Source organism: Streptomyces sp. NPDC046821 (assembly GCF_040645335.1).
In the GTDB taxonomy this organism is placed as follows: Bacteria; Actinomycetota; Actinomycetes; order Streptomycetales; family Streptomycetaceae; genus Streptomyces.
This window is the reverse complement of the sequence record NZ_JBEYYB010000006.1, coordinates 222,781-241,777: the sequence shown is the minus strand read 5'-3', so window position 1 is coordinate 241,777 and position 18,997 is coordinate 222,781. Positions and strand designations below refer to the sequence as shown.

Annotated in this window: 18 protein-coding genes and 1 pseudogene; 8 read left to right on the top strand and 11 right to left on the bottom strand. The window is 71.8% G+C overall.

Features of this window, described 5'->3' with window-relative positions; all coding sequences use genetic code 11:
• Window positions 1–64 precede the first annotated feature (64 nt).
• Both ABZ893_RS14080 and ABZ893_RS14075 read left to right on the top strand, forming a co-directional pair.
• Window positions 65–361 carry a hypothetical protein gene (locus tag ABZ893_RS14080; RefSeq protein WP_361401946.1) on the top strand — a complete coding sequence of 99 codons (297 nt, stop codon included), beginning with the start codon at window positions 65–67 and terminating at the stop codon, window positions 359–361.
• Between the two features lie 99 nt (window positions 362–460).
• Window positions 461–4,849 carry an FtsK/SpoIIIE domain-containing protein gene (locus ABZ893_RS14075; RefSeq protein ID WP_361401943.1) on the top strand — a complete coding sequence of 1,463 codons (4,389 nt, stop codon included), beginning with the start codon at window positions 461–463 and terminating at the stop codon, window positions 4,847–4,849.
• Between the two features lie 80 nt (window positions 4,850–4,929).
• On the opposite strand, the gene ABZ893_RS14070 is transcribed toward ABZ893_RS14075, so the two are convergent.
• The 3 genes from ABZ893_RS14070 to ABZ893_RS14060 all read right to left on the bottom strand — a co-directional run bounded on the left by ABZ893_RS14070 (window position 4,930) and on the right by ABZ893_RS14060 (window position 6,558).
• The gene (locus ABZ893_RS14070; protein WP_361401939.1) at window positions 4,930–5,556 is read right to left on the bottom strand and encodes a hypothetical protein; all 627 of its coding nucleotides are present in this window, start codon (window positions 5,554–5,556) and stop codon (window positions 4,930–4,932) included.
• A 66-nt stretch (window positions 5,557–5,622) separates the two neighbouring features.
• Window positions 5,623–5,958 (bottom strand): hypothetical protein, encoded by a 336-nt coding sequence (locus ABZ893_RS14065; protein WP_361401937.1) that lies wholly within the window; start codon window positions 5,956–5,958, stop codon window positions 5,623–5,625.
• Between the two features lie 117 nt (window positions 5,959–6,075).
• Window positions 6,076–6,558 (bottom strand): hypothetical protein, encoded by a 483-nt coding sequence (locus tag ABZ893_RS14060; RefSeq protein WP_361401934.1) that lies wholly within the window; start codon window positions 6,556–6,558, stop codon window positions 6,076–6,078.
• A gap of 194 nt (window positions 6,559–6,752) precedes the next feature.
• Here ABZ893_RS14060 and ABZ893_RS14055 point away from each other — a divergent pair, with 194 nt between their 5' ends.
• From ABZ893_RS14055 to ABZ893_RS14030, 6 genes and pseudogenes are all read left to right on the top strand, one after another.
• Entirely contained in the window at window positions 6,753–7,688 is a 936-nt protein-coding gene (locus tag ABZ893_RS14055; protein WP_361401931.1) for a CHRD domain-containing protein, read from the top strand.
• Window positions 7,689–7,775: 87 nt separating this feature from the next.
• Entirely contained in the window at window positions 7,776–8,774 is a 999-nt protein-coding gene (locus tag ABZ893_RS14050) for a DUF1996 domain-containing protein (protein WP_361401928.1), read from the top strand.
• 99 nt (window positions 8,775–8,873) lie between these two features.
• A complete protein-coding gene (locus ABZ893_RS14045; RefSeq protein ID WP_361401925.1) occupies window positions 8,874–9,446 on the top strand; it encodes a sigma-70 family RNA polymerase sigma factor in 573 nt (190 codons plus the stop codon).
• On the top strand, window positions 9,443–10,162 hold the full coding sequence (locus ABZ893_RS14040; RefSeq protein ID WP_361401922.1) for a zf-HC2 domain-containing protein: 720 nt from the start codon (window positions 9,443–9,445) through the stop codon (window positions 10,160–10,162). The genes ABZ893_RS14045 and ABZ893_RS14040 overlap by 4 nt, the downstream gene beginning before the upstream one ends.
• An 88-nt stretch (window positions 10,163–10,250) precedes the next feature.
• Window positions 10,251–10,436: pseudogene (locus ABZ893_RS14035) on the top strand (helix-turn-helix domain-containing protein); the annotation flags it as partial.
• Window positions 10,437–10,653: 217 nt separating this feature from the next.
• Window positions 10,654–11,820, top strand: coding sequence for an alpha-hydroxy-acid oxidizing protein (locus ABZ893_RS14030; RefSeq protein ID WP_361401920.1), 1,167 nt, complete (start codon window positions 10,654–10,656; stop codon window positions 11,818–11,820).
• Here the strand turns inward: ABZ893_RS14030 and ABZ893_RS14025 are convergent.
• The 8 genes from ABZ893_RS14025 to ABZ893_RS13990 form a co-directional block, all read right to left on the bottom strand.
• A complete protein-coding gene (locus ABZ893_RS14025; RefSeq protein ID WP_361402446.1) occupies window positions 11,789–12,676 on the bottom strand; it encodes a YihY/virulence factor BrkB family protein in 888 nt (295 codons plus the stop codon). The two genes, ABZ893_RS14030 and ABZ893_RS14025, sit on opposite strands and share 32 nt — an antisense overlap.
• A gap of 301 nt (window positions 12,677–12,977) precedes the next feature.
• Window positions 12,978–13,586, bottom strand: coding sequence for a nucleosidase (locus ABZ893_RS14020; RefSeq protein ID WP_361401917.1), 609 nt, complete (start codon window positions 13,584–13,586; stop codon window positions 12,978–12,980).
• A 57-nt stretch (window positions 13,587–13,643) separates the two neighbouring features.
• Window positions 13,644–14,210 carry a DUF6069 family protein gene (locus ABZ893_RS14015; RefSeq protein ID WP_361401914.1) on the bottom strand — a complete coding sequence of 189 codons (567 nt, stop codon included), beginning with the start codon at window positions 14,208–14,210 and terminating at the stop codon, window positions 13,644–13,646.
• A gap of 150 nt (window positions 14,211–14,360) precedes the next feature.
• Window positions 14,361–14,990, bottom strand: a complete 630-nt coding sequence (locus ABZ893_RS14010; RefSeq protein ID WP_361401911.1) for a TetR family transcriptional regulator — start codon at window positions 14,988–14,990, stop codon at window positions 14,361–14,363.
• Window positions 14,991–15,077: 87 nt separating this feature from the next.
• On the bottom strand, window positions 15,078–15,599 hold the full coding sequence (locus tag ABZ893_RS14005) for a DinB family protein (protein WP_361401908.1): 522 nt from the start codon (window positions 15,597–15,599) through the stop codon (window positions 15,078–15,080).
• A 94-nt stretch (window positions 15,600–15,693) separates the two neighbouring features.
• Window positions 15,694–16,347, bottom strand: a complete 654-nt coding sequence (locus ABZ893_RS14000; RefSeq protein WP_361401905.1) for an SRPBCC family protein — start codon at window positions 16,345–16,347, stop codon at window positions 15,694–15,696.
• 291 nt (window positions 16,348–16,638) lie between these two features.
• Complete coding sequence (locus ABZ893_RS13995) at window positions 16,639–18,321, bottom strand: AMP-binding protein (protein ID WP_361401902.1); 1,683 nt, start codon at window positions 18,319–18,321, stop codon at window positions 16,639–16,641.
• Window positions 18,322–18,466: 145 nt separating this feature from the next.
• Entirely contained in the window at window positions 18,467–18,979 is a 513-nt protein-coding gene (locus ABZ893_RS13990) for a PaaI family thioesterase (RefSeq protein ID WP_361401900.1), read from the bottom strand.
• Window positions 18,980–18,997: the final 18 nt, after the last annotated feature.

The window sequence follows — 18,997 nt, the reverse complement described above, 5'->3', positions numbered from 1 at the left end:
GGGTCCACGAACGGTCCACGAAACACCCGTCCTCACCACCGACTTGGAAACAGGAGACATACCGATGGCCGATTACATCGTCAACGACGAGAAGACCGGTGCCGCCGCCACGCAGACCATGAACGAGTACGAGATCGCGGTCGCCCAGCTCAACAAGATCAAGTCCGACCTGGACGCGCTCACGGCCGACGGCTACAACACCCCCTCGGCGAAGAACGACTTCCAGCCCTTCGTGCAGGAGTACACGGACAACTACGGCAAGGTCACCGAGGGCCTCACCGGCATCTCCGAGTACATCAAGAAGTACGGCGAGGGCATGACCCAGTTCGACACCGAGATGGGTTCGAGCCTCCGCAAGTGACCCCCCCAACCGGACATCGGCCGGGCCGGCCCCTCCCCTTCCCGGCCCGGCCGATGTCCCGCACAACCCGGTGACCCCCGTGCCCAAGGAGCACTGACGATGCGTCTGACCGTCACCGCCGTCGACCCGGAGCAGGGTCAGACCGCGGACATCATGATCGAGGCCGACCCCGAGGCCCCCGCGGGCGAACTCGCCGCACAACTGCACCGGCGGCTGCGCGGCGGCACCCCGGACACACCGCCCGTCCTGTACCACGGGGCCACCCCGCTCCCCGCCGACCAGCCGATGGCCACCGCCGCCCTGCGCTCCGGCAGCCTGCTGTCCCTGGACGCTCCCGCACCCGAGGCGGGCCCGGAGCCGGACGGCGTCGTGGAGCTGCGCGGCATCGGCGGCGCCGACGCCGGAGCGGTGTTCCGGCTGTCGCCCGGCGACTACGAGATCGGCTCCGCCGCGTCCTGCCGCATCCAGCTCCGCGCCGAAGGCCTCGCCAAGACCGCGGCGCGCCTGAAGGTGCGCGCCGACGGCACCGCGACCGTACGCTCCGTCGACCAGGACGGCGTCACACGGGACGGCACCGAGACGCGGGACTGGACGGACTGGCCGCTCGGCGGCGTCCTCACCGTCGGCCCGGCCCTGCTCGAACTGGCCGCGCCCTCCGTGCCCGACGCCGCACTCCACCCCTCCGACGACGGCGTGGGCCTCGACTACAACCGGCCGCCCCGGCTGCTGCCCCCGCCGGTCGACAACCGCTTCCAGCTCCCCGTACCACCCGGCAAACCCACCCGCAACAAGCTCCAACTCATGATGATCTTCGCGCCGTTGATGATGGCGAGCGTCTCGTTCATCCTCTTCAACAACCCCAGATTCCTGATCTTCGGCGTCCTCTCCCCGGTCGTCGCCCTCGTCTCCCAGTTCTCCAACAAGCGCCGGGGCAAGGAGAGTTACGAGGACCAGCTCAAGGAGTACGAGAAGAAGAAGGCCGCTCTGGAACAGGACGTGGACGAGGCGGTGCTCGCCGAACAGCACGCCCGGCGCCTCGCCGCCCCGGACCCGGCATCGGCCCTCCTGATCGCCACCGGCCCGCGCCAGCGCCTGTGGGAGCGCCGCTGGCGCGACGACGACTTCCTGCTGATGCGGCTCGGCGTCGCCGACCTGCCCGCCTACGTGGAGCTCCAGGACCCGGCCGAGCCGGAACACCGCCGCAGGGTCGACCGCACCACGCACTCCGTGCCCGTGACCGTGCCGCTGCGCTCCTCGGGCGTCATGGGAGTCGCCGGAGGCGAGAGTGCCGAGCCGCTGGTGCGCTGGCTGATCGCCCAGGCCGCCGTCCTGCACAGCCCCTCCGACCTGCGGATCTGTGTACTCTCCGGCACCGGCGGCGCGGACCGCTGGTCCTGGGTGCACTGGCTGCCGCACTGCGCGCCGCTCGGCGAGGACACCATCTCCCTCGTAGGCGCGAGCGCCGAGTCCGTGGGCCGCCGCATCGCGGAACTCACCGCCGTCATCGCCGCCCGGCAGAAGGCCGGCGACCGGGCACCGCGCGGCGGCGCCGTCGGCGAACCCGACGTCCTGGTCGTCCTCGACGGCGCCCGCAGACTGCGCTCCCTGCCCGGCGTCATCCAGATCCTCCGCGACGGACCGGCCGTCGGCGTGTACGCGCTGTGCGTCGACGACGAGGCCCGGCTCCTGCCCGAGGAGTGCCGCTCCGTGGCCGTGGCCGGGCCGAAGTGGCTGCGCGCCGAGCAGGACAACGCCGACCCCGTCGAAGAGGTCCGCATGGACGCGCCGACCCGCTCCTGGTGCGTGGGCGTGGCCCGCGCGCTCGCCCCGATCCGCGACGTGGGTGACGACGCCGACGAGAACCTGCTGCCCGCGTCCGCCCGCCTCCTCGACGTACTCGGCCTCGAACCGCCAACCCCCGACGCCGTCGCCGCGCGCTGGGTGATCGCCGCCCGCAGCACCCGTGCCGTGATCGGCGAGGGCGTGGACGGCCCGTTCGCCGTCGACCTGGCCGCCGACGGGCCGCACGGCCTGATCGCCGGCACCACCGGCTCCGGCAAGTCCGAACTGCTCCAGTCCCTCGTGGCGAGCCTCGCCGTCGCCAACCGGCCCGACGAGCTGAACTTCGTCCTCGTCGACTACAAGGGCGGCAGCGCCTTCGCCGAGTGCGAGGACCTGCCGCACACCGTCGGCATGGTCACCGACCTGGACACCCACCTCGTGGGGCGGGCCCTGGTCTCCCTCGGCGCCGAACTCAAGCGACGCGAGCACATCCTCGCCGAGGCCGGGGCCAAGGACATCGACGACTACACCGACAAGCGCACCCGCCGCCCCGAACTCGTCCCCATGGCCCGGCTCGTCCTCGTCATCGACGAGTTCGCCTCGATGGTGCGCGAACTCCCCGACTTCGTCTCCGGACTCGTCAACATCGCCCAGCGGGGCCGCTCCCTCGGCATCCACCTGATCCTCGCCACCCAGCGGCCCTCCGGCGCCGTCACCGCCGACATCCGCGCCAACACCAACCTGCGGATCGCGCTGCGCACCACCGACACCGGCGAGAGCCGCGACATCATCGACGCACCCGACTCCGGGCAGCTCTCGCCCCGCACCCCAGGCCGCGCCCACGCCAGGCTCGGCCACGCGGCGCTGCTCCCGTTCCAGACCGGCCGGATCGGCGGCCGCCGCCTCGACGCCTCGGCCACGGACGAGGACCGCCCCGCGCCGGTGCTCACCGAACTCCACTGGGAGGCACTCGGCGCACCGATGCCGAGGCCGGACACCCAGGAGGACACCTTCCAGCCGGTCACCGACCTGTCGGTGCTCGTCGACGCGGTACGCGACGCCGCCACCCAGCTCTCCGTACCGCCTGCCCGCCGCCCCTGGCTGCCCCCGCTGCCCGACACCCTCACCCTCACCGACCTGCCCACGCCTCCCGAGGCCTCCGAGGACGGCGGGCTCGCTCCGGTGGCGTACGGCCTCGTCGACGTGCCCACCGAGCAGACACAGCGTCAACTCGCCTTCGGGCCGGACGAGATGGGTCATCTGTACATCGTCGGCTCACCGCGCAGCGGCCGGTCCCAGACGCTGCGCACCCTCGCCGCCGCCCTCACCGGAGCGCACGGCTGCGCCGACGTCCACCTGTACGGACTCGACTGCGGCAACGGAGCCCTCCAGGCCCTCAGCGCGCTGCCGCACTGCGGTGCCGTGGTGGACCGGAGCCAGGTCGAGCGGGTGGCTCGCCTGCTGAACCGCCTGGTCGCCGAGGTCGGGCGGCGCCGCGAACTCCTCGGCCGGCGGGGCGTAGCCGACCTCACCGAGCTGCGCCGCGTCCTGCCCGAGGAGGAGCGGCCCCCGCACATCCTGCTGCTCGTCGACCGGTTCGAGGCGTTCGAGCGGGACTTCGCCAACTACGACCAGGGCAGCCTGATGGACGCCATGACCCTCCTGATGCGCGAGGGCGCGAGCGTCGGTGTGCACCTGGTGCTGTCCGGCGACCGCATCCTCGGCCAGAGCCGGTTCTCCGCCTCCACGGAGGACAAGCTGGTCCTGCGCCTCAACGACCGCTCCGACTACTCCATGGTGGGCCTCAACGTCCGCAACGTCCCCGAGGAGCTCCCGGCCGGCCGCGGTGTACTCGCCAAGGACACCGACAGCGCCCAGGTCGCGCTGATCCCCGGCGCCGACGGCACTGACGCCACCGGCGCGGGCCAGGCCCGGGCACTCGGCGCACTCGCCGAACGGGTCACGGAACGCGACGCCGACGTACCCGCCGGGCGCAGGCCGTTCCGTGTGGACGTCCTGCCCGACGAGCTGGACTTCGCCGATGCCCTCGCCCGCAGGCCGCAAAGCACCTCCCCGCTGTGGGCGATGATCGGCGTCGGCGGCGACGAACTCGCCGCCGTAGGCACCGACTTGTCACAGGTGCCGTCCTTCGTGGTCGCCGGTCCGCCGCGGTCCGGGCGGAGCACGGTGCTGCTCACCATGGCGAAGTCCCTGACCGCGTCCGGCACGAAGATCGTGGTGATCGCACCGCGCAATTCGCCGCTGCGCGGCCTCGCCGGACAGCCCGGCGTCGTAGAGGTCTTCACCGACGCCGATGTCGCGGTCGCCGACTTCCGTGCCGCACTCGGCAAGGTCGACAGCCCGGCCGGAGCCATCCTCGTCGACGACGCCGAGATGATGATCAACTCCGAGCTCGACACCGACTTCGTCGCGCTCGCCCGCGGCAGCGCCGGGGACGGCTGGGGCCTGATCGTGGCCGGCAACAACGAGGCGCTGCTCGGCGGCATCGGCGGCTGGCAGGCCGCCGTACGCCGTAACCGCTGCGGCGCCCTGCTCGCGCCCCGCCTGATGGGCGACGGCGAACTCGTCGGCGCGCGTCTGCCACGCGGCCTGATGGGCCAGGACAGCGAACCCGGCCGCGCCCATCTGCAGCTCGGCGACGGCCGCTTCACCACGGTCCGCGTCCCCGCGACGACGGCGGACTGACACCGACGGCACGGGGCACATGAAGAGGGCCCGGCCGTTCCTTCCAGGAACGGCCGGGCCCTTCGCGAGGCCGGCGCCGGTCAGGTGGCCGCCGCGCCGGCGGCCACCGGAGCCTCCTCGCCGAAGGCGAACGTCGAGGTGATGGCGTCGAAGAGGTCGCACAGGGGCTCGGCGAGCGGGATGTTCGGGCTGAAGCAGGTGATGATCAGGACCCGCTCACCACCGGGCACCGGCACGAACGTGTGCGTCACCACCGTCTTGTACGAGACGCCGTCGGAGATCTCCGTCTCCTCGATGCCGGACATCCGGCCGACCGGACCGACACCCGGCAGCGTCACCGTCGTGAGGGTCCGGTCGGTGCCCTCGCGGCGGCGGCCCCCGGCGGCCGAGAACTGCCCGGCGAGACCCTTCGCGGAGAAGTCCTCACCGGGCGGCGGCTTCACGCTGAAAATCATCAGCCCGGCCATCAGCAGGCCGTCCTCGTACATGGCCGTGGTGCCCGCCGCATAGACGGCGCCGCGCATCCGGGCGCCCTCCATGATGCGCCGCGCGCTGCGGAACGTGTGGTTGATGGCGTCCCGGGTCTCCTTCTGCGGAGCGTGCCGCAGCATCTCGGCGCGGCGCTCGGCGAGCGTGTCGCCGTGCAGGTCGTACTCCGTCCAGTCCTCCGGGATGGCGATCCCGAAGGTGTGCGAACCAGTGGTCATGGGACCGTTCTCCTCAGTTCGTTCCGGGCCGGGCCCGTGTCGGGCCAGGCGGATTGGGGGGAGCTCCTAGGAGTGCGGCCGGGGGCCGCCCCCGGCGGGTGTCGCGTCGCCGCCACCGCTCGGGCTGCCGCTCTCCTTCAGCGAGGAGCCCATCTTGGTGTCGAATTCGGCGAAGGCCTTCACGATGGCGTCGCAGCCGTCCTTGAGGTCCTTGGTGTTCCGCTTGACCTGCACGCGCCCGTCCTTCCACGCGTCGTCGAAGTCGGTGCCGGCGCGCACGAGTGGCGGGCCGACGTCCGCGGGGTTGTAGCCCGACGGCCGGGTGTCGATGAGCTCCACCACCCGGCCCAGCAGTTCACCGAGACGTTGCACCTCATCGCCCGGCATCTCGATCTCGGCCAAGGCTCCTCCCTCGTACGCGTCGTCCGGCGGGCACGTCCCGCCCCGCTCCACACGACCGTGGACGCGGAACGGTTCAACGGCCCGCCGGATCAAGGGCGTACAGGACAGCCCCCAGGCTCACGCGGACCTGCGGACGAGCTTTCCGTCGGGCGACACGGCGAACCACTCGCCGTCCAGGCCCTGCCCGTTGACGTCACCGGGCGCCATGTCACCGACGTAGTAGTACAGCGGCCAGTCCCCGTACGTGACCTGCACGGCACCCCCCGACTGCTTCGCCTCGCGCAGCAGCGACTTCTCGACGCCCTTGCCCGCGGCGGCGGGGGAGGGGCTGGTCAGCGCGGGCCATACGGCGATGCACTCCGCGTCGCAGTTGCTGGTGGCCTCCTTGTCCTTGGTGAAGGCGTACAGGGTGCGGCCCTGGCCGTCGACCAGGATGGAGCCGAGCCCGACATCCGCCACGGTGACCTGGGTTCCGGACGCGGCCTTGCGCGGCGCCTTGTGGCGTGCGGTGCCGCTGCCGGTGCCGTCGTCGCTCCCGGTACCGCAGGCGACAAGTCCCAGGGCCAGCGGGATGGCGAACAGCGCCTTGCGTGCGTGCATGGTGACGACCTCTCTCGTACGTCGTGAAAAGCGGCGGGGCGATTTCCCCGTGGCCCACACGTGCCGCCCGCCCCACGGGTTCAGCCCCATCCGCCAACGCCCGTGATCCCGAACGGCGTTGAACCGTTCGGGCAGTCCGTCCGTTGGTCGACGCGAAGGGCCCTCGAAGCCCAACTCCCGGAAGGACGAAAGACATGCGCAGGCTCACTGTCGCGGCGGGCGTCGCCGTGCTCGTCGCCGGTCTCACCGGCTTCGCCGGTACGGCCCCGGCGTCGGCCGAGGACGGCCCCGGCGCCCGGGTCTCGACGGCCGCCGCCGAAGCGGCGCGGGCACCGGCCGTCTCCCTGATCGCCACGCTCACCGGCGACCAGGGAGCGCGGAAGAAGAAGGGGCCCGCGGCGGGCGACAAGGACGGCAAGGCCGTCGCGCTCATCAAGGTCAAGGGCGACCGGGTCACCTTCGCCCTCACCTGGAACGGCATCGGCAGGCCGACACGCGGCCACCTCCACGAGGGCCGGGCCGGCAGCGACGGCGGGGTGAAGGCCGAGCTGTTCGGCACGACCATGCCCGCCTCGGTGAACTCCGCCGCCGGCCAGACCTCGATGTCCTCCGCCTCGCTCGCCCGACGACTGCGCACCGACCCCGGAGGCTTCTACATCGACCTGCACTCCAAGAAGTTCCCCGGTGGCGCGGTACGCGGACAACTCCGGCTCCTGGACAAGCCGGTGAACCCGCTCAGCATCATCAGGGGCGGCAGGTTGCGCGCGCTCGCGGACGGCGGACAGGAGGTCCCGACGGGCGGCCCCGGCACGGCGGGCGACCCCGACGGCCACAGCACCACCTTCCTGCACCCGAGGCCGGACCGTGTCGACTACTCCATGGCCTGGGTGAACATCGGGGCGCCGCTGGCCGGACAGATCCACGAGGGGGTGCTCGGCGAGAGCGGCGACGTACGGCTCACGCTGTTCGTCTCTCCCGTGCCGAAGAACGTCTTCGCGATCTCGGGCAGCGTCAGCACCCCCGACGCCGAGCTGATCGCACGCCTCAAGGGGAGCCCGACCAGCTTCTACTCGAACGTGTACACCCGTGGGTTCCCCGACGGCGCCGTACGGGGGCAGTTGTTCATGTGACGTTCAGCGGGCGGGAGTTGATGGAGGTTCAGTGGGTGGCTTGCGGGCAATCTTGCCTGACCGGGCCCCCGGTGCCACTCTGCTTCCGTGTGGATCAAGCTGCCCTCCTTCAAGTCCCGGCTGTTCTGGGGCATTTGGCCCGTATTCCTCGGGCTGGTCGCGTTCCTCGGTGTCATGACGTTCGTCGCCGACGGGGCCGTCACGGTGTCCAACGCGCCCGCCGACAGCAAGTACGTGGACATCGGGACCGTCGCGCAGGCCCAGAAGCCCGTTGCCGGACCTGACGCGTCCACCGGCTCGTACACCGTCGAATGTGGCCGCAACGAAGAGGGCCACTACAACATGGACAACGTGGTGATCTCCCCGGGCATCGTGAACGGCGCCCACCACACCCACGACTACGTCGGCAATCTCTCCACCAACGCCCTGTCCACCGACCGGAGTCTGGCCGCCGCCGGGACCACCTGCGCGGGCGGCGACCGGTCCACGTACTACTGGCCGGTGCTGCGCCGCCTCGACCGCACCGGCGAGGCCCACAAGGCCGGGCTCGGCGCCCACGGCAACACCGGCGAGGCCGTCACCGCGTCCTCGGTGCGGGTGGAGTACCGCGGCAACCCGGCCAGCTCGGTCGTCGCCATGCCCCGCTTCCTGCGGCTGGTCACGGGCGACGCGGTCGGGGCCACCACGCAGAGCACCAACGTCCGTGCCCAGTGGGGCTGTTCCGGCTACCCGGACCGCTTCTCCCGGAACTACGTGCGCTGCCCGCAGGGCAGTGGACCGACCCGCACCCTGGACTTCCCGAGCTGCTGGAACGGCCTCGCCACCGACAGCCCCGACCACCGCGGCCACGTACAGTTCCCCGCCGCCGACGGCACCTGCCCACGGGCCACGTTCCCCGTGCCGCAACTGCGCCTCACCCTCACCTACGAGCTCCCGGAGGGTACGGCGTTCGCCGTCGACTCGTTCCCGGAGCAACTGCGCGATCCCATCACCGATCACGCGATGTTCGTGAACGTGATGACCAAGGACCGCATGGCGGAGCTGGTGCGCTGCGTCAACGAGGGCCGGCAGTGCAAGTCCCGCTGACCGTAATGGTGATTCGGCACAGATCGGCCCAGGCATTGAACCGGTCCGGCCCGCCATCCGTGTCCAGCGCGTCGGCCCAGGAGAGGACGGAGAAAATGAATGGCGGCATTGTGGTCACGCAGTCGGCAGAGACAGGACACCGGTGACGAGGCACTGATCCGGTCCCTGTACGAGGAACACGGCAGAGCCCTGCTCGCGTACGCACAGCGCCTGACCGGCGACCGCAGCGCCGCCGAGGACGTCGTCCAGGAAACCCTGATCCGCGCCTGGAAACATCCGGACGCCCTGGTCAACGGCAAGGGCTCGGTACGCGGTTGGCTGCTCACCGTGGCCCGCAACATCATCACGGACCGGTACCGGGCCAAGGCGGCGCGGCCCACGGAGGTCGCAGAGTCGGTGACCACCCAGCCCGTCGAGCGGGACCACGCGGACGCGGTGGTCGACTCGATGGTCGTCATGGAGGCGCTCGACCAGCTCTCCCCGGACCACCGGGACGTGCTCGTGGAGATCTACTTCCAGGGCAGAAGCGTCGCCGAGGCGGCGAAGAAGCTCGGGATACCACCCGGGACGGTCAAGTCCCGGTCACACTATGCGTTGAAGGCCCTGCGGGACATGTATGCGGACAGACCGAATTCAGTGAAACTCGTGGCGTTGAAGGGGGTGGCGGTATGAGCACCAAGGAACACGACAGCGAACTGCTCGGCGCCTATGCCCTCGGCGCGCTCGATGAGCAGGAGGTGCGAACCGTCGACGTACATGTGGTGTCGTGCCAGAAGTGCCGCGACGAACTGGACGGGCTGCGGGAGATGGAGTCCGCGCTCGGCGAAGTGCCCCCGGAGGCGTTCCTCGACGGACCCCCGGAAGGCGGTGACCTGCTGCTTCAGCGCACGCTGAGGCAGGTCCGCAGCGAACGCGCCGGGCAGACGCTGCGGCGCAGAGCGGTCCTCGCCGCCGTCGCGGCCGTCGCGGCGGCAGCACTCCTCGGCGGCGGCGTCCTGATCGGCCAGAACACCGGCGAACGCGCCCCGGTGGCGGGCCCCCCGGCCCCCTCGGCCACGGCGCCCGTGCCACCGGCGTCGCAGCCGGCGGGCGTGAAGGTCCTGGAGGGCCGCAGTGCCTCGACCGGCACCGAGATGAGGCTCCGGGTGACCCCGGCCGCCGACTGGATCCGCCTCAACGCCTCGGTGATGGGCATCCCGGCGGGCGAGCGCTGCCGCGTGGTGGTCGTCGCGAAGGACGGCAGCCGCGAGATCGCGGGCAGTTGGCTCGTCGCCGACGAGAAGAAGGGCGCCAATCTCGACGGCTCGGCGGCCGTCCCCATGGACGACGTGGCGAAGGTCGTGATCGAGAACGACAAGGGCAAGGAGTACGTGTCCGTCGACGTCTGAACCCCTCGGCCCCCGAGCCCCCGGACCGGTGAGACGAAACGACCTCACCGGTCCGGGCGTTCGGGCAGATGTCGCCTAGGCGGTCTGAGTGTGCGGCCTCGTCACGGGGCGCGAAGCCCGGCGGCAGAGCATCCTCGCGACCGCGGCGACGATGCTGAGCGAGATGCCGGTCTCGGCACTCAGCCTCAACGAGCTCAGCCGCCGGGTCGGCCTCGCGAAGTCGAACGTGCTGCGCTACTTCGAGTCGCGCGAGGCGATACTCCTCGAACTGCTCTCCTTGCAGGCCCACGACCTGCTGGCGGAGGGCGTCGGGCAGCTCCCCGGCTGTATCGACGAGACCGGACCCGCCGCCACGCTCGAACGCTCCCTCACGCTCTTCCTGGTGGACCTGCTGTCCGACCCCGACCGGTGACGCGGGCCCGCCGCTCGCGCACTAGTGTCTGATCACCGCCGCCCGGACGCGGTGACGGTCGACCAGGAGGGTGGGCGGGATGGCGCAGCAGTTCGGTGACTACCAGCACGAGATCTACTTCAACGCGCTCGGGGGCGTCGTTCCCGAACTGCCCATGTCCTTCGCGGAGTTGGAGCAGCGGGCGAGTGCCGCGCTCTCGCCGTCCGTGTGGTCGTACGTCGCGGGCGGTGCGGGCGACGAGTTCACGCAGCGGGCCAACGTCTCCGCGTTCGAGCAGTGGGGGCTCGTGCCGCGCATGTTCGTCGGGGCGGCGCAGCGGGACCTGGCCGTCGACCTCTTCGGGCTCAAGCTCGCGAGCCCCCTGTTCATGTGTCCCATCGGCGTGATCGGGCTCTGCGGGCAGGACGGGCACGGGGACCTCGCGACCGCACGGGCCGCCGCCCGTACGGGAGTTCCGATGGTGGCCTCGACGCTGTCCGCCGACCCGATGGAGGACGTCGCCAAGGAGTTCGGGGAGACGCCCGGTTTCTTCCAGCTCTACACGCCGACCGACCGCGACCTCGCCGAGAGCCTCGTCCGCCGGGCCGAGGCCGCCGGCTTCAAGGGCATCGTCGTCACCCTCGACACCTGGGTCACCGGCTGGCGCCCCCGCGACCTGTCCACCGGCAACTTCCCCCAGCTGCGCGGCCACTGCCTCAGCAACTACACCTCCGACCCGGTCTTCCGCTCCCGGCTCCCCGAGGGCCGCGCCGACGACACACAGGCCGTCGTCATGCAGTTCGCGAGCGTCTTCGGCAACCCGCTGACGTGGGACGACCTCCCCTGGCTGCGGTCACTCACCAGCCTGCCGCTCATCGTGAAGGGCCTGTGCCACCCGGAGGACGTACGCCGTGCCAAGGACGGCGGCGTCGACGGGATCTACTGCTCCAACCACGGCGGCCGGCAGGCCAACGGCGGACTCGCCGCGCTCGACGCCCTGCCGGACGTGGTCGAGGCCGCCGACGGTCTGCCCGTCCTCTTCGACTCGGGCGTACGGTCCGGGGCCGACGCCGTGAAGGCGCTGGCCCTCGGCGCCACGGCCGTCGGCATCGGCCGCCCGTACGCCTACGGCCTCGCCCTCGGCGGCGTCGACGGCATCGTCCACGTACTCCGGTCCCTGCTGGCCGAGACCGACCTGATCATGGCCGTCGACGGTTACCCGGCGCTCGCCGACCTCACCCCACAGGCGCTGCGTCGCAGGCGCTGACCCGTGCGGGGAGGGGCGCGGCCCGGTCCAGTTCGACGGCGAACTGGGCACCGGCCAGCAGCGCCAGATTCGACACCCACAGCCACACGAGGAACACGACGACGCCCGCCAGGGAGCCGTACAGCCTGCTGTAGGTGCCGAGTTGGGACGCGTACAGCGTGAAGCCGGCCGAGGCGACGAGCCAGATGAACGAGGCGAGGACACCGCCCGGTACGCCGTGCCGCCACCCTCGGGCGGCGGGCGGTCCCGAGCGGAAGAGGACCAGCACGAGCAGCGCCACCAGACACAGCAGCGCGGGCCACTTCAGGAGGTTCCAGGCGGCGGCGCCCGCGTCCCCGAGACCGAGCCGGCGTCCGAGCGACTGCGCGAGGGAGCCGCTCAGCACGAGGACGAGGGCGCTGGTCATGAGGAGCGTGAGCAGTGTGCACGCGGTCAGCACGATGCGGTGGGCCTTGCGCCACACCGGCCGGGTGTCGCGCACGCCGTGCATCGCGTGCAGGGCTCTGCGGAACACGGCCGAGTAACTGGACGCCGACCACAGGGCGCTGACGGCCCCGCCGATCGTGACGGTGAGCGCCGCGGACCGTTCGTGCGCCATGTGGCGCAGGAGTTCGTGCAGGGCGGGACCCGACTCGGCGGGCGCCCACGCCGTCACGTGTGCGATCACCGCGTCCGTCGTGGCCGGGCTGACCAGGCCGATGAGCGAGACCATCACGAGGAGCGCGGGCAGCAGGGCGAGGATCGCGTAGTACGTCAGTGCAGCCGCCCAGTCGGACACGTCGTCGCGCCACATCGACACGGGTGTGCGACGCAGGGCGGCGGACAGCGGGGGCCAGAACGTCCGGGGTGGGCGGATGTCGGCGGTGGTGGCGTCAGCGCGGGTGGCGTCGGTGCGGGTGGCCGGGGCCGTCGGCCGCGTTCCCAAAGCGTGCTCGTCTCGGTCGGTGGGCGCACGGCGGTGTCTGCGGGAGAGTCGTCCGTCGGGCGCGGGGGCAGGGGCCGCGATCATCTCACCGCGGCCACTGCGCGTTTCGAGGCGGGGGAGGGCCCTGCGCCAGGCCGGGGGAGGGCCCCGACGCCGGTCAGCCGTACGCCGGACGTTCCGCGCCGCCCCGGTCAGCCGTACGCCGGGACGTTCCGTCCGGCGCCGGTCAGGCTTACGCCGGGATGTTCCGCGCCGGTGAGCCGTGCTCAGGGATGTTCCGCGCGGCCCAGTCGGCCAGCACGCGGGCGCAGTCGGCGACCGACTCGCGCCACGTCCGGGCCGCGCCGTCGCCCGCTTCGTCGCTGACGTGCTTGACGATGCGCAGCGGTACGCGGGCCTGCTGGGCGGCGGAGGCGAGCGCGTAGCCCTCCATGTCGACGAGCGGCGCGAGCTCGGCGAGGCGCGCGCGGGCCGCCTCGTCGGAGACGAAGGAGTCGCCGGTCGCGAGGGCGGGGCCGTCGTGGTCGGGCAGCTCGATGGGCGGACCGTAGGTCTCGCCGGTCAGCGACGCGAGCACCGCGTCGTCGAGGTCGTGCTGGAGCACCGAACCGATGACGTGGGTGCCGGTCCAGCCGGGGCGCAGCGCCCCGGCCGTCCCCAGGTTCACGATGCCCGAGGGGCGCGGGCCCCGGGCCAGGACAGTGGCGAGCGCGGTCGCCGCGTTGACCTTGCCCATGCCGGTGAGCAGCACGGGGAGGTCCGTGTCGAGGAACTGCGCCTCTTCCTTCACGGCCAGGACGAGAAGGGGGCGGCCGGCGGTCATCTCACCTATGAGTTCCATGCCGCAACCGTAGCGACGGCACTTCCGGCGCCCGGCAGCGGGGCGCGTAACCCCAGGTCAGCGGCCGCGTACCGCGCCACGGGCCACCGGGGTGAGCAGCATCCCGATGCTGAGCCCGACGGCCGCGAAGACGGCGGCGGTGCCGATCTTCGTCACGACGTCGGCCGAGGTCGTGAAGGGCTGCAGGACCACGACGAACGTGGCCAGGCTGACGATCCAGGCGAAGAACCGGCCGGGCTGCGGGGTGCCGAGGCACAGGAGGTACAGGAGCAGCGTCGCGGCGAGGGCCGCGGCGGCGGAGCCACCGGCCAGCAGGCCGGTCGACGCGTCACCCATCGCGCCCTCGCCCTCCGGCGCGAACACGGAGATACCGAGCACCCCACGGACGAGGAGCACCCCGGCCACGGCGGTCAGCGCGGCGACGATCGCGGTCATCACGCCGCCGGACCAGATCCGGCGGGCGTCGACGCGGGACTGCGGGCGCTGTGCCGCCGGGCCGTCGAGGGGCGACCCGTAGGGCGGGTAGCCGGTGTACTCGGGGTGCGTCGGGTCGGGACCGTAGAGCTGCTGGGAATCCTGCCCGTAGCCGGGGTTCTGGCTGTAGGGCGCACGCGGTGTCTCCATGAGGAACTTCCCACTCCGTCCGACGCTTCGATCAGGCCGACACATGATCGTCTTGACCAAGCGAACACATGATCACGGGCGGCGCGCGACCGGGAGGGGGCCGTACGGGCGACGGGGCGAGACGTTCTCGACGGTCCGGGCGAGGGTCCCTCAGGCGCGGGGCATGAGCGTGTGCAGCAGCTCCACGCACCGGCGCAGGTCCGGTTCGGGGGAGGCGTGGTCTTCGTCGGTGCCGAGTGACCACTGCTCCAGGGCGGTGCGGGCCACGGAGAGGGCGATGCCGGTGAGCAGCCGGGGCTGAGGATCGCCGGGCGGCGCGGCGATCCGCTCGGCCACCGCCTCCCGCACCTGTTCCTCGAAGGCGTCGAACCCGGCGTGGAGCGCGGCCCGCAGCTCGGGGTGCCGTTCGGCAATCCGGAAGGTGGCCCGGACCAGTTCGCGGTCGGGCACGACGCTGTCCGTGATGTGTTCGGCCAGTACGTCGACTAGTTCGGCGAGCGTGGCCCGGGGCTCCGGGTCACCGTGCGTGAGCCGCCGGCGGAGCGTGTCCGGCAGCGGGCGCGGGCTGCTGGTGAGCGCCGATTCCTTGCTCGGGAAGTAGTTGAAGAACGTGCGCTGGGAGATCCCGGCGGCGGCACTGATCATGTCGACCGTGACCCCGGCCGGACCGTGGGTCTCCACGAGCCGCACCGCCGAGGCGTGGATCGTGTGCTCGGTCTCGCGGCGGCGCCTCGCGCGAAGACCCTCGCCTGTGGCGGACGTCCGGGCCGGACTGGGCATGGCGACAGTCTGGCAGGTCGGGTGGCGGCGGCCCATAGCGGCTGGTGCCCCATGAGGCCCGCCACCGGTCCCCGTCAGCAACAGCCCTTAGTAATAACCCTTCTCGCCGTCCAGGAGTTCGCGGATCGTGTCCAGGTGACCGACGTGCCGGGCCGTCTCCTCGATCATGTGCAGCAGGATCCAGCGGAGGTTCGCGGAGCCGTCGCGGAAGTCGGGGTGCCGGCCCGCCCGGTCGAGGGGGTGCGCGGCGGTGATCTCGTTCGACCGCGCGTACTGGCTCCCGTACTCGTCGAGGAGCTGCTTGAGGGGAACGCCGTCGACGAGCATGTCGGCGTCCTCGGGGCCGTCGTCGAACTGGGGGCCGGTGGCCGGGCCGCCGAGGAAAACGACCTCGAACCAGCAGTGCTCGACCCACCGCAGATGCGACACGACCCCCGCGAGCGTCATCGCGGGGGAGTCGGGGAGGACGGAGCGATGGGCGTCCTCCTCGGAGACGCCCTCGCACTTCCACTCGACGACGGCGCGCTGCATGTCCAGCCAGCCGACCAACTGCGTGCGCTCGTCCGCGTCGTACGGCGGTCGTACGCGTCGTGTGCCAGGAGAAGTCATGGACGCCGACGCTACTGCCCGCATCGCCCCGGGCGCACGGGGTTTTCCCATGCGCGCGGGGCGGGTTCGCGGCGCCGTGAGCGTACGGCGGAGATCAGGCCGCGGGGCGCGTCGCGCGCTCCTGGGCGGCCGGGACCGCGGCGGGCCGTGGCTCGGGGCGGACCTGCGGGCTGGGAGGGACGGCCGGTGCGAGGGCGGGAGCGGGCGGAACGGCCGGCCATGCGGGGCCGGGCTTTGGGGTCGGCGGGGCCGCGGTGAGCGGCGGCACGGGCAGGCGTATTCGGCGCGGGGCGTCTATGACGTGGCAGTGCGGGGCGCCGAGGCGCTCGCCGAGCCGGCGGACGTCCCTCGGCAGATCGCGCCGCCAGGCCATCGAGACCACCGGCGCGAGCAGCGCCAGGGCACCCACGAGACGGCACTGGACGGTCAGGCGCAGGAGCGTGCCGCGGCGGCGCGGGGAGAGCGTGAACGAGTAGACCGGCGTCTGGGCGCCGAGCGGGTTCCACATGCGGTCGCCGCGGAAGACGAGGTGCTCCCCGGGCACGTACGCCACGCACTGGATCAGATGGTCACGATGGCGTCCGGGAAAGCGGTACGCATGGGCCACACCGGGTCCGACGGGCCCTTGGCTCTCGGCGACGGTGTCGACCCCGGAGAACCAGAGTTCAAGATTGCGTGCGTCGGACAGGAAGTCGTACACCTCTGTGACGGATCGGCCGATGTGGACGTCCACGGATATCTCGGGCATTGACGCACCTCCCCGGCGCCCGTCCGGTCGTCGGCGCGGTTGCCGACGGGTACCGACCCCACGGGCTCTACGTTCCAAACGTGCGTGCGGATCGGCTCCACGACATCTCGGGTTAGCCCGATCGGGTGAGGGGGTCTGCACGTACGGTGGTCGCCTGCCCGGGACGCCGCAGGCCATGCGGACCAGGGACGGAAGAGCTGCGCCGACGGCCGGTGCGGGGTCGCCCACGCGAGTGGGTCGTCCGGGGCGAACTAAACACCCGTTAAGCTGACGGCCGCTATGCCCCCGGGGCTACGGCCTGTACGCCCGTCGGAGCTCCCCCTTGAGCACCTTCCCGGCCGCCGAGGTCGGCAGCGCCTCCAGGAACCGGACCTCCCGCACGCGCTGGTACGGCGCGACGCGGGCGGACACATGCGTCATCAGCTCCTCCCCGAGCGCGGGACCGGCCGCCGGCGAGGCGTCGGGCCGGGCCACGACGTACGCCACCGGGATCTCGCCCGCGTCCGCCGACGGGACGCCGATCACGGACACCTGCGCGACGGCCGGATGACCGCTGATGATCTCCTCCAACTGACCCGGATAGATGTTGTAACCCTTGTAGATGAGCATGTCCTTGGCGCGGCCAACGATGTAGAGATGACCGCGTTCGTCGCATCGGGCCAGGTCACCGGTGCGCAGCCAGCCGTCGGTGAACTGCTCCGCCGTCAGTTCCGGGTGCCCGTGATAGCCCGCAGCGATCTGCGGGCCGCGCGCCCACAGCTCGCCCGTCTCGCCGTCCGGCACGCACAGGGAGGCGTCCGTGAGGTCACGGATCTCGACCTCGGTGTCGAAGACCGGCAGGCCGACGGAGCCGACCGGGACGAGGTCGTCGGGGTCGACGATCCCTGACGTGAGCGCCATCGTGGCCTCCGTCAGCCCGTACCCCTCGACGACACATGCTCGCGGGAACAGCGTGCGCAGCGCCCGGAGCGTCGTCGTGTCGATGGGCGCGGCGCCCGAGTTGACCGCGCGGACCGTGCGCAGGGAACGGCCTTGCGCGGAGGGGGCGGCGAGCAGGGCGTGGAACAGCGCGGGGGACCCGGCGATCTGCGTGGCCGCGAACTTCTCGGCCTGGTCGAGGAAACGCTCGGGGTCGAACCGCCCGTGCAGCACGACCATCGACCCGGCGAGTACGCCGATGGACAGCCCGACCAGGCCCATGGCGTGGAAGAACGGCGCCACGGCTATGGACGCTCCCTCGCCCGGCGCGGTGGTGTACTCGTTGGCCGCCCCGGGCACCGGATCGAGGAAGACGCCCCCGTCGGAGTCCACCGCGGGCAGTGCGGCGGCACGCCAGCAGGTGAACTGCAGGCAGTTCGCGACGACATGACGGTGTCGCACCTCAACTGCCTTGGACCTGCCCGTCGTTCCGCCGGTGAACGAGAGATGGGCGACGGCGTCGGGTGAAATCCGTGGGCCTGGCTCGGGGGCGGACGCCAGGAGTGTGGTGAGTGGAACGGTGCCGCCGACGGGAGCGGGATCGCCGGGCGCGGCGTCCGACGGCGGTACGAGGACGACGAGTTGGAGTCCGTCGGCTCCTGCCTCGCGGAGCGCGGAGGCCGTGGCGGGGTGCGTCACCGCGGCCCGTGCTCCCGCCTCGTCCAGCTGCGTGCGCAGGGCGGCGGGAGGAAGCGTCGGGTTCACGGGCGCCACGACCGCGCCAGCCAGAAGGGTCCCGTAGTAAGTCACAGGGAACCAGAGGGAGTTGGGCTGATTCAGCGCCACGACGTCGCCCTCGGAGATCCCGTGCTCGCGCAGTCCTCGCGCGAAGCGGAGCGCCTGGTCGTGGAGTTGCGCGAACGTCAGCGTCTGGTCGCCGTCGCGTAACGCGACACGGTCCGGGAAGCGTCTGGCGGAGCCGGCGAGGATGTCGGCGACGCAGGCCTCCGGGTAGGAGAGGCCGGGCGGCATACCTTTGGGGTGGCGACGGATCACGCGGCAACTCCCTTGTCGGTGGGGGCGACAGGTGCGACGGACGCGGTGCCGGAACAGGCGCGAGGTCAGAGCAGACGTGGTGCCGGAGCAGATGTGGTGCCGGGGCAGTCGTGGTGCTGGAGCGGGTGTGGCGCTGGAGCAACCGTCAAGCTACGGTCCCCGTCGACCCGTGTCCAGACCGCTCAAGCAGCGCGTGGTTGGGGGTCATCGCGGCGGTGCCCTCCGCGCACAGCCTGCCCGTGTCGTCCTCGACGGTCGCGCGGACCAGCGTCCGGACCCGGCCCGGCTTGAGCACGCGCCCGATCACCGTGTAGGTGGCGCCCGCCCGGACAGGGCGCAGGTACTCGACGTTCAGACTCATCGTGAGGTACGGCGTGAGCGGCTCGCTGCCCGACATCACGGCCACGCCGCAGGTCTCGTCGAGAGTGGTGGCGATGAAGCCGCCGTGCACGACGCGGCCACGGTTGAGCAGGGTCTCGCCGGGCGTCCAGGACAGCTCCACGATCCCCTTGCCGGCCCGGGTGATCCGCAGCCCGAACTGCGTGTACGGGACGTGCGGGGCGTGGTCCAGCTCCTCGGCGAGCAGACGTATGCGGTCGAGCCCGGTGCCGGTACCCCAGGCGTAGGCGTGCGTGTCATTGCTTCCGTGGGCACCCATATCGGCATCGTGCCAGCC

Excerpts from the sequence above, each read along its gene's own strand:
- ABZ893_RS14080 (WP_361401946.1), top strand. The coding sequence starts at position 65 with ATGGCCGATTACATCGTCAACGACGAGAAGACCGGTGCCGCCGCCACG.
- ABZ893_RS14075 (WP_361401943.1), top strand. The coding sequence starts at position 461 with ATGCGTCTGACCGTCACCGCCGTCGACCCGGAGCAGGGTCAGACCGCG.
- ABZ893_RS14070 (WP_361401939.1), bottom strand. The coding sequence starts at position 5,556 with ATGACCACTGGTTCGCACACCTTCGGGATCGCCATCCCGGAGGACTGG.
- ABZ893_RS14060 (WP_361401934.1), bottom strand. The coding sequence starts at position 6,558 with ATGCACGCACGCAAGGCGCTGTTCGCCATCCCGCTGGCCCTGGGACTT.
- ABZ893_RS14055 (WP_361401931.1), top strand. The coding sequence starts at position 6,753 with ATGCGCAGGCTCACTGTCGCGGCGGGCGTCGCCGTGCTCGTCGCCGGT.
- ABZ893_RS14045 (WP_361401925.1), top strand. The coding sequence starts at position 8,874 with ATGGCGGCATTGTGGTCACGCAGTCGGCAGAGACAGGACACCGGTGAC.
- ABZ893_RS14040 (WP_361401922.1), top strand. The coding sequence starts at position 9,443 with ATGAGCACCAAGGAACACGACAGCGAACTGCTCGGCGCCTATGCCCTC.
- ABZ893_RS14030 (WP_361401920.1), top strand. The coding sequence starts at position 10,654 with ATGGCGCAGCAGTTCGGTGACTACCAGCACGAGATCTACTTCAACGCG.
- ABZ893_RS14020 (WP_361401917.1), bottom strand. The coding sequence starts at position 13,586 with ATGGAACTCATAGGTGAGATGACCGCCGGCCGCCCCCTTCTCGTCCTG.
- ABZ893_RS14015 (WP_361401914.1), bottom strand. The coding sequence starts at position 14,210 with ATGGAGACACCGCGTGCGCCCTACAGCCAGAACCCCGGCTACGGGCAG.
- ABZ893_RS14010 (WP_361401911.1), bottom strand. The coding sequence starts at position 14,990 with ATGCCCAGTCCGGCCCGGACGTCCGCCACAGGCGAGGGTCTTCGCGCG.
- ABZ893_RS14005 (WP_361401908.1), bottom strand. The coding sequence starts at position 15,599 with ATGACTTCTCCTGGCACACGACGCGTACGACCGCCGTACGACGCGGAC.
- ABZ893_RS14000 (WP_361401905.1), bottom strand. The coding sequence starts at position 16,347 with ATGCCCGAGATATCCGTGGACGTCCACATCGGCCGATCCGTCACAGAG.
- ABZ893_RS13990 (WP_361401900.1), bottom strand. The coding sequence starts at position 18,979 with ATGGGTGCCCACGGAAGCAATGACACGCACGCCTACGCCTGGGGTACC.